This window comes from Desulfonatronospira sp. MSAO_Bac3, assembly GCF_003838035.1.
Lineage (GTDB): Bacteria > Desulfobacterota > Desulfovibrionia > Desulfovibrionales > Desulfonatronovibrionaceae > Desulfonatronospira > Desulfonatronospira thiodismutans.
The window spans coordinates 1-5,550 of record NZ_QYZY01000101.1 but is presented as its reverse complement, the minus strand read 5'-3'; the positions used below and the strand labels follow the sequence as shown (position 1 = coordinate 5,550).

The window sequence follows — 5,550 nt, the reverse complement described above, 5'->3', positions numbered from 1 at the left end:
GTTACCTCCATTTAAATTTTTTGTATGGTTTCGTTGAAAACGCTTAGATATATAATGAAGTTGTTAGCACTCGTCAAGAGCGAGTGCTAACATTTTATAAATTTTTTTTTCATGACCATGCCTCTGCCTGTGTTTCCAGGCTGTTGTGGTTTGACATCGCAGGCTTTTTGGGGCAGGCAGTTTTGTTTGCAGGCTATATTTCATGACAAAAAGGAGAAGGGATGCTGGATATAAAGTTTGTTCGCAAGAACCCGGACCTGGTGGCCAAAAGCATCAAAGACAGGGGCGCAGCCCAGGATCTGGATGATTTTTTAAAGCTGGAGCAGCAAAGAAGGGAGTTGACCCAGAGAGTTCAGGATCTCAAGACCAGGCGCAACCAGGCATCCCAGGAAGTGGCCCTGGCCAAGAGGGAGGGTCGCGATGCGGCCCAGGCCATGGAAGGTTTGTCCGAGCTTTCCGATAAAATCAAAGAGCTGGATGGGGAACTCAAAGGTCTGGACAGGCAGGTTCATGAGTGGCTTCTGAGTGTGCCCAATATTCCGGCCCAGGATGTGCCGGTGGGCAGCGACGAGGATGACAACCAGGTGGTCAGAACCTGGGGGGAAAAACCGGTCATGGATTTTCAGCCCCGGGAGCACTGGGACCTGGGTGTCGAGCTGGGGGGGCTGGATTTTGAGCATGCAGCCAAAATGACCGGGTCAAGGTTTGTCATGTACGTGGGATGGGGAGCGCGTCTGGAGCGGGCTCTTATAAATTTCATGCTGGATGTTCAGACCGGGGAGCATGGCTATATGGAGACCATGCCTCCCATGATCGTCAACCGCGACAGCATGACCGCCACCGGACAGCTGCCCAAGTTTGCAGACGACCTGTTCAAGCTGGAGAACTGGGAATATTACCTTATACCCACGGCCGAAGTCCCCCTGACCAATATACACAGGGGAGAAGTTCTGCAGGAGGATCAACTGCCCCTGGCCTATACGGCTTTTACCGGGTGTTTTCGCTCCGAGGCCGGATCCCACGGCAAAGATACCAGGGGTATCATCCGGCAGCACCAGTTCAACAAGGTGGAGTTAGTGCGCTTTGCCCATCCTGACGATTCTTTTGAGCAGCTGGAGCTTCTGCTGGGTCATGCTGAAGAAATCCTCAAGCGCCTGGGCCTTCACTACCGGGTGGTAAATCTCTGCACCGGAGATCTCGGATTCGGCGCAGCCAAGACCTATGATATAGAGGTCTGGCTGCCGGGGCAGGGTAAATATCGTGAGATTTCCTCGTGCTCCAATTTTACGGATTTTCAGGCCAGGCGGGGTGATATAAGGTTCAAGCCGGCCCAGGAAAAGAAAAGCCGCCTGGTGCATACCCTCAATGGCTCCGGACTGGCTGTCGGACGCGCCCTGGTGGCCATCATGGAAAACTGTCAGCAAAAGGACGGCAGCATTGTGATTCCTGAGGTCCTGAGGCCTTACACAGGAGGCATGGACATCATCAGAAAGCCATAAGCCGGATTTTTTGTTGACAAGTTCAACCGGGATGAGTAGCTTTATTTGTTTCCAAAGGGGGGCCGTTAACTCAGCTGGTAGAGTATCTGCCTTTTAAGCAGAGAGTCGCAGGTTCGATCCCTGCACGGCCCACCACCCAGAGCGTCCCCATCGTCTAGCGGCCTAGGACGTCGGCCTCTCACGCCGAAAACAGGGGTTCAAACCCCCTTGGGGACGCCAATAAAATCAAGAGCTTACGTTTCTGTTCCCAAGAACAGTCTTACTGGAAACGGTTTTGGAAACGGTTTCAACCTGGCCTGGTTTTTTGATAGCTTGCTGATACAGTCAGTCATTAATGTCGAGAAAACCTTTCCCTGTTTCTTCATACTTTTACCGCCTGTAGCTGTTTTCGAACTGCCAGAACTCTCCAGGAGCAACGACAGGCAATCCTCGGTATTGCGCAAGAAGAAGCAGGTCCTTGTCACCAGTTACGATACAATCTGCCGAAGCTGCCAAGGCCAGCGCCAATACGTTGTCGTCATCGCGGTCACGGCAGACTCGCTCAGACAGCGGCTCCGGTGAATGCATAACCGCCCTGGTGTGGACAAGCGCGGCAGCGGCTGCAGCCTCTTCGGCTGTGAACCCGAACTTGGATACCAGATTGGTCTCAAACTCGTTAAGGATGAAGTCTGATATGAATATGGTGTGTCTGAGAGCGCAGTGCTCCAGCAGTTCATGGCAGGTGCCGCGAGCTATGAAAGCGGCAATGAGGACATTGGTGTCGAGGACAAGCTTCAAGAGACTTTCTCGAATACGTCTTCGTCAGTGAAGACCCCTCGTTCAGCCGCTTTCTGGACCATTCTGCCCCGCAGATCCCTGAATCGCCTCAGGAACAGGTAATCACGCAGAGATTGCTGGACAATCGCGCTCCGAGAAACGCCGTCTTCCTGCGATGTCCTGTCGAGTTCCTGGCGGACATCTTCTGGAATGCTGATGGTGAGAGTGCTTCTCATGCCTTCTACCCCCCTTTCTTCTGCCTCAATTGTATTAAATTTTATTACACCAGGGACGGAATTCTGTCAAGTCTCCTCTTGAAAAATACATAGACTGACCTCTTTGCCAGGGTCGGGCCGAAGAAAGTTTTTTGCACCGATATCTCCTGAATCGATAAAATACCTGCATCAGTATCTGAAACGCTGACAGCCTGAGCTTGTCCCTGCAACGACCCTTGATATTAATCATATACTGATAAGCCTGATTCTGTTTCTGCGTCAGGATTTTCTGCACCTGACAGCAAGGCGTCCCAGGGCTCTTGGGCTCCTGCCTGCCCTGGGCTGGCCGCTGCTCATCTTTCTGGCCCTGCTGGGCATGTGATGGGCGGCTGCAGGAGGAGGGTGTTGTACTGCAGCCGACTGCACTATCACCAAAGGCCGAGGAGCACTGGAATAAAGGATAGGGAACTGTTTTCGGCTCCCTGTTTCACTGCATTGGACGTAGGGAAAGAAAGGGCTTGCATGCTGCTTGAGTCTGGCTTATAAAATAGGGGAAAAGGAGATGCCCATGTCCACCGAGCCATTTACTCAAGAACAGATCAGCTTTCTAAAGGAGCATATGTCCCAGTGGCTTGCGGAACAGAGCCTGGGCAAACCGCCCATGGTTTATGAAATCGAGTTGCGGGAGCGTATGGTCCGGGTGGAGGAAGAGCTGAGAAATCAGAGGGAGCTGATCCAGTATATCATCGAACAGATGGATAAACGCTTTGAGCAGGTGGATAAGCGCTTTGAGCAGGTCGATAAGCGCTTTGAGCAGGTCGATAAGCGTTTTGAAGAGATGCGCCAGGACATGAATTCGCGCTTTGAACAGGTGGATAAGCGTTTTGAACAAGTGGATAAGCGCTTTGAACAGTTTGACCAGCGCTTTATGGCCCTTACCAAACGCATGGACCGCCTGCTGATCTGGTCCTTCGGGACTACTGTAACCGTGGGCGGGTTGATCGTTGCCATCCTGAAACTTACCTGATTGAACACTGTCCAACCGGGCATGCCTCTATGGGGTATGTACCGGCCAAGGACAAAACCGTCATCATAGTCACTGGTATTCTGTATTTTTTTCGGATAGTACTTGCTGGTCTCAGAGACCTGGCCCGGAATCTTAGAACTCTTGCTAAAAAAAACGGTCCATCAAAGCTGATTTTCAGCCTGTCATCGATGACCTGGCTATACTCAGGTTGGCGCTCACAAATGTCCCAGTTCTTCCGTTTTCTTGCAATAAAGAGCCGGAGGAGCGAAGAAATTCATCACCATTGACATTTGCCAGAAAATAAATACATTGACTACATGTATTCATAACAGGAGGGTAAAAAAATGCCTACTTCTGTCCGATTGCCAAACGAATATGAGCAAAGACTGGATTATCTGGCCAAACAAACGGGGCGCTCCAAAGCGTTTTATATCAAACAACTTATCATGGAACACCTTGATGACCTTGAAGATGTTTACTTGGCTGAACAAAGGCTGGAGCAACTGCGGCAAGGCAATGATGAACTGATAAATGGCGATGAGTTCTGGAGCGGATTAGATGTGGACGATTAAGTATCTTAAATCCGCTAGGAAAGATGTCCAAAAAATTGACCCTCAAATCCGTAAGCGAGTCCGGGAATATTTGGAGCAACGGATTGCCAGGCTTGAGAATCCACGTCAGCTCGGTGAGCCACTTAAAGGACAGTTGACCAAGCTATGGCGTTACCGAGTTGGAGACTACCGGATTGTTTGTGAACTGCGAGATCACGAGCTGATTGTGGTTCGGATAGGACATAGAAAAAATGTGTATAAAAACTACGACCTTGAGCTGTAGCAATATAATGATCTTCCCCCACCACATCATTCCATGATGCGGGCAAATGCCTCAACTGCTGCGACGAATCATAAAAATATACGCGATGTTTTACCCGGGATTTACGGTAACCCATGAGCTCAAACTCACAGCCGCCAAGTAGAGACTGTCCCTTATGTTGCGAGTTCTCCCGGGGCGTAGGCCCCTATGGGCCGGAGGCTGTCCCTTGACTCCCGGCTTTCAGCTGCTCCGGTTTCATATACGAACTGCCTGAACTTGCAGACAATCTTTTGTGGGTCAAACTCGTTCCATTCCTTGAGGCCAAAATCTATGGATAAGAATCCGTCTTTGTTCCCAGCTTGAACATGGGTGTCTTTTCGGCAAGCCTGCGTGAAAAATTTGAGGGCCTGGGGTAACGAATCCCAGAATGCCTGAATCCAAAATGTTTGATCCTTGACATGGAGCTAAAGGATTAATTATTCTCACACTTATAACACATAAGGAACGTCAGTGTGAGGGAGGTGACAATGAATATTACTTTATCCGCGGACAAAGAGCTTATCCAGAAGGCAAGGGAGTACGCTGCCCAGCGGGGAACAAGCCTCAATCAGCTGATCCGGGAATATCTGGAACATACAGCTGCAATGGGAGACAAGGAGTCCAGTGCCCGGGAGTTTGAGCGGCTGGCCAGAGAGTGCGGCGGAACAAGTCCGGAAGGATATGTTTTCGACCGCGAAGATGCTCATGCCCGGGTCTGAACACATTTAAGAACTTCCGTGTCTTTCCGGACTTGCCCCGTGTATTTTCTTTTAATACACTGAGGTGTTCCGCCTGCCCCGCTTGCCCCATGAAATGCACGAAGTGCCGGCTCTGCCGATTTCACAGGGGTAGCTCAGCCTTGTGATGGTTCTGGGGTGGGTAATATCTCTTCTCTGTGGACGCGGAGCGTTGGGGACAATAGTGAAAGGGCCATCAGGGACAGGCACTGTTGCCGACCTCAAACCGTAAAACGGCCGGACTATCTGGTGGCAAAAGAGCCAGCCCTCTTATCAGGGCAACCGCTTGAAGCCCGCCAAATCAAAATGACGATCAAACGTAAACACTTGCGGGACATGCTTAGATGTCATGAGCGCAAAGGAGACGCAGTCTGTGAAGGACACGACTTGATCAGAAAATTTTGCGAACAGCTTCAGAGCACGCAGCTCATCCTCTCTGTCGGGCCGCCATATCTGGAAAGCAT

Annotated in this window: 8 protein-coding genes, 2 tRNA genes and 1 pseudogene; 7 read left to right on the top strand and 4 right to left on the bottom strand. The window is 50.7% G+C overall.

What is annotated here, in order from left to right; translation table 11 throughout:
• The first annotated feature begins 221 nt into the window (after nucleotides 1-221).
• From serS to D5S03_RS03615, 3 genes are all read left to right on the top strand, one after another.
• Nucleotides 222-1,499: a serine--tRNA ligase gene (gene serS / locus D5S03_RS03625; protein WP_287042702.1), complete on the top strand. Its 1,278-nt coding sequence runs from the start codon at nucleotides 222-224 to the stop codon at nucleotides 1,497-1,499.
• 59 nt (nucleotides 1,500-1,558) lie between these two features.
• Nucleotides 1,559-1,634, top strand: a tRNA-Lys gene (locus tag D5S03_RS03620).
• A gap of 8 nt (nucleotides 1,635-1,642) precedes the next feature.
• Nucleotides 1,643-1,718, top strand: a tRNA-Glu gene (locus tag D5S03_RS03615).
• A 150-nt stretch (nucleotides 1,719-1,868) separates the two neighbouring features.
• Here the strand turns inward: D5S03_RS03615 and D5S03_RS03610 are convergent.
• Nucleotides 1,869-2,276, bottom strand: coding sequence for a putative toxin-antitoxin system toxin component, PIN family (locus tag D5S03_RS03610; protein WP_008870796.1), 408 nt, complete (start codon nucleotides 2,274-2,276; stop codon nucleotides 1,869-1,871).
• Complete coding sequence (locus tag D5S03_RS03605) at nucleotides 2,273-2,491, bottom strand: ribbon-helix-helix protein, CopG family (protein ID WP_008870795.1); 219 nt, start codon at nucleotides 2,489-2,491, stop codon at nucleotides 2,273-2,275. Before D5S03_RS03605 ends, D5S03_RS03610 begins: the two co-directional genes overlap by 4 nt.
• A gap of 547 nt (nucleotides 2,492-3,038) precedes the next feature.
• Here D5S03_RS03605 and D5S03_RS03600 point away from each other — a divergent pair.
• The 3 genes and pseudogenes from D5S03_RS03600 to D5S03_RS03590 form a co-directional block, all read left to right on the top strand.
• A complete protein-coding gene (locus D5S03_RS03600) occupies nucleotides 3,039-3,497 on the top strand; it encodes a hypothetical protein (protein ID WP_008870794.1) in 459 nt (152 codons plus the stop codon).
• A 344-nt stretch (nucleotides 3,498-3,841) separates the two neighbouring features.
• The gene (relB, locus tag D5S03_RS03595; protein ID WP_008870793.1) at nucleotides 3,842-4,069 is read left to right on the top strand and encodes a type II toxin-antitoxin system RelB family antitoxin; all 228 of its coding nucleotides are present in this window, start codon (nucleotides 3,842-3,844) and stop codon (nucleotides 4,067-4,069) included.
• A pseudogene (locus D5S03_RS03590) lies at nucleotides 4,056-4,247 on the top strand (type II toxin-antitoxin system RelE family toxin); the annotation flags it as partial. The gene relB and the pseudogene D5S03_RS03590, both read left to right, overlap by 14 nt.
• Here D5S03_RS03590 and D5S03_RS13825 read toward each other — a convergent pair.
• Nucleotides 4,192-4,446, bottom strand: a complete 255-nt coding sequence (locus tag D5S03_RS13825) for a hypothetical protein (protein ID WP_161598678.1) — start codon at nucleotides 4,444-4,446, stop codon at nucleotides 4,192-4,194. The pseudogene D5S03_RS03590 and the gene D5S03_RS13825 sit on opposite strands and share 56 nt — an antisense overlap.
• Before the next feature lie 391 nt (nucleotides 4,447-4,837).
• Between D5S03_RS13825 and D5S03_RS03585 the strand changes: the two genes are divergently transcribed.
• Nucleotides 4,838-5,068, top strand: a complete 231-nt coding sequence (locus D5S03_RS03585) for a DUF6364 family protein (protein ID WP_008870791.1) — start codon at nucleotides 4,838-4,840, stop codon at nucleotides 5,066-5,068.
• A 291-nt stretch (nucleotides 5,069-5,359) separates the two neighbouring features.
• On the opposite strand, the gene D5S03_RS03580 is transcribed toward D5S03_RS03585, so the two are convergent.
• A partial coding sequence (locus tag D5S03_RS03580; RefSeq protein WP_287042701.1) for a type II toxin-antitoxin system VapC family toxin occupies nucleotides 5,360-5,550 on the bottom strand: 191 nt, incomplete at its 5' end.